Consider the following 2279-nt stretch of genomic DNA (forward strand, 5'->3'; position numbering starts at 1 on the left):
ACAAACCGCATGTTGTGCCGGTCGACTGCTTCGGCAATCGCTTCAGCATCAATGAAGTCGTTCTTATTGGACTTCACAAAAGGCTTCAACAAACTGAGCCGGGATCAATTTTCACCTCATGGCCTGCACAAAGGCGCCGAATTCCTGCACTGGATATTTTCGCTTGTCGGAAAGTGCAAGACCAAAAGTCGCCCATCGCCCCAAAACGTCCTCTGCGGCCCGTTCCTCGTCCGAATCCTGCATCGCTTTAGTTCCTTTCCGCATCGCTGCAGTCCCTCCATAATGCGTCTAGCCCCGTGTCGTTTATCACATTATTTCTACGGAAAGATCGAGTTCCCGAGTGCCCGCTAAGGCGAAGTTGCCGCTAACCCCGTTTTCAGGGAACTTACGACAACGCTGCACAGCGGATTACTTCTGGTTAACCGATTCGCCCAAAGCGTTCGCCTAAGCACTGCATAGCCGCGGAACGGACGGGGCGTCGCATGCTTATGCGGTTCTGCCGCCGCAGGATCTCCCGGTGGGGCTGCATCACTTGCAGCAGATTTCATTTGTCGCGCCGGTTGCGGGGGGCAAAGATATTCCAGACTCAGAGATTGATGGCGTACTGCCTACAGCTCTTTTTCGAAGCGCATTAATCAGCTATGCTGTGCTTGAACCGCGATGACCAATTGAATGCTTAGTTGTGGCAAAATCGCCGATGTCTGTCGGACGTTGACACTTAGCGTCGCGTTGAATCACTGTCAAACTCACGTCGTCGCAAAGCGGGCTACCGTTCGCGAAGTCTTGCAAAGTGGCGAGGAGCATCATGAGCGTCGCCTGAGCGGATGGCGATTTGGCGTGTCGTAATGCCAATAGTATCCGATCCAACCCGAACTCTTCCTCTGAAGGGTTGCGGCATTCAAGTACGCCATCGGAGTATGCGATGAGCGTGTCCCCGGGTTCAAGAAACAGTTCGCCTAACTCAAATTTCGCGCCTTCGATAGCACCCAACAGAGGGCCACCCCTCTCGAGCAGATTAGTCCGGCCATCCGCGCGAAGCACTATTGGCGGGAAATGGCCGGCATTGCAGTAGGTCATTCCTCCAAGGTGGCAGTCAATCCGCGCGAGAAAGGCCGTGGCGAATGGCGCAACCGGCCGCAGATAGCAGAGGTGGCGGTTGATTTCCGACGCGATCCTTGCAGGGTCAGAATAAGGGTCGCCGTAACATTGCAAAAGTCCTGCGAGATTAGTGAACCACATCCCAGCCGCAACACCTTTACCGGCAATGTCTCCATGCGCCATAAGAAGCTGGGAACCGCTTTTCAAAAACGTCGTGAAATCCCCTGCGATAAAGCGAGCCGCGAACACCTCGCTTGCGAACTGTAAACTGCCGTGGCGAAATTCACGCGGGCCGCTTAGTTTACGCTGGATCTGTGCGGCCTCGAACAGTTCTGAATGGAGATCAAGTCTCTCTCGCAGAAGGGACTCAACCTCCCGCTGTGGCACACTCGATGGCGGTGGTGGCATCAACGCCACCATCGTGGATCGGGGTCGGTAGCCGACGCCGGTCCGGAACTTGCCTTCACTTCCTGCTGACGCGCCATGGTTGTGCATAATCCAACCCCTTTTAAATTCTGATCGTTGCTCTAACCGACGAACCGATAACCTGTTCCATGCACTGTGAGGAAGTACTGTGGTTGTTCGGGATCCGGCTCAAGTTTTTGGCGCAGACGCACCAGGTGGGTATCCACCGTCCGGGTCGATGGGTAATTCTCGTATCCCCAAACCTCTTCCAGAAGACGATCGCGACTAAGCGTTTCGCCAGAATGACAGATGAAATACTTCAACAGCTCGAATTCCTTAGAGGAAACCTCGAGAGCCTTGCCTGACCTGAGGACTCGATGATGGCGCAGATCGACTTCCACATTCCCGAAGGAGTGTTGATCCTGATCCTTGGGAACGACCGCCGTGCGTCGCAGCACGGCCTTCACTCGCGCAAGCAACTCGCGGATGGAGAATGGCTTGGTCACATAGTCGTCCGCGCCGAGTTCGAGGCCCACCACTTTGTCTCGTTCCTGGCCGCGAGCAGTTAGCATGATGATCGGGATGGAACCGCGTTGAGCGCGTAACTGCTTGCATACTTCCAATCCACTCATCCGGGGCATCATGACATCGAGGATCACAAGGTCGGGAGACTCTTCCAGCGCTCGCCGAAGGCCTTCGATCCCATCGCCCGCTGTAATCACTTCGTAGCCTTCAAACTCGAAGTTGTCTCGAAGTCCAGCCACCATATTGGGCTC

General features: G+C 55.0%; 3 protein-coding genes and 1 pseudogene. All 4 read right to left on the reverse strand.

The window, feature by feature from the left end; genetic code table 11:
• Positions 1 to 111, reverse strand: a pseudogene (locus tag Q363_RS47295) (IS110 family transposase); the annotation flags it as partial.
• Positions 112 to 264 carry a hypothetical protein gene (locus tag Q363_RS43510; protein ID WP_211256463.1) on the reverse strand — a complete coding sequence of 51 codons (153 nt, stop codon included), beginning with the start codon at positions 262 to 264 and terminating at the stop codon, positions 112 to 114.
• 375 nt (positions 265 to 639) lie between these two features.
• On the reverse strand, positions 640 to 1593 hold the full coding sequence (locus Q363_RS31380) for a PP2C family protein-serine/threonine phosphatase (protein ID WP_245632599.1): 954 nt from the start codon (positions 1591 to 1593) through the stop codon (positions 640 to 642).
• A 32-nt stretch (positions 1594 to 1625) separates the two neighbouring features.
• On the reverse strand, positions 1626 to 2279 hold a 654-nt coding region (locus tag Q363_RS31385), incomplete at its 5' end, for a response regulator transcription factor (protein ID WP_035358651.1).

It is taken from the genome of Edaphobacter aggregans DSM 19364 (genome assembly GCF_000745965.1).
GTDB lineage: Bacteria > Acidobacteriota > Terriglobia > Terriglobales > Acidobacteriaceae > Edaphobacter > Edaphobacter aggregans.

Bases quoted from the DNA above. Each gene is read 5' to 3' on its own strand.
- Q363_RS43510 (WP_211256463.1), bottom strand. From the start codon at position 264: ATGCGGAAAGGAACTAAAGCGATGCAGGATTCGGACGAGGAACGGGCC.
- Q363_RS31380 (WP_245632599.1), bottom strand. From the start codon at position 1,593: ATGCACAACCATGGCGCGTCAGCAGGAAGTGAAGGCAAGTTCCGGACC.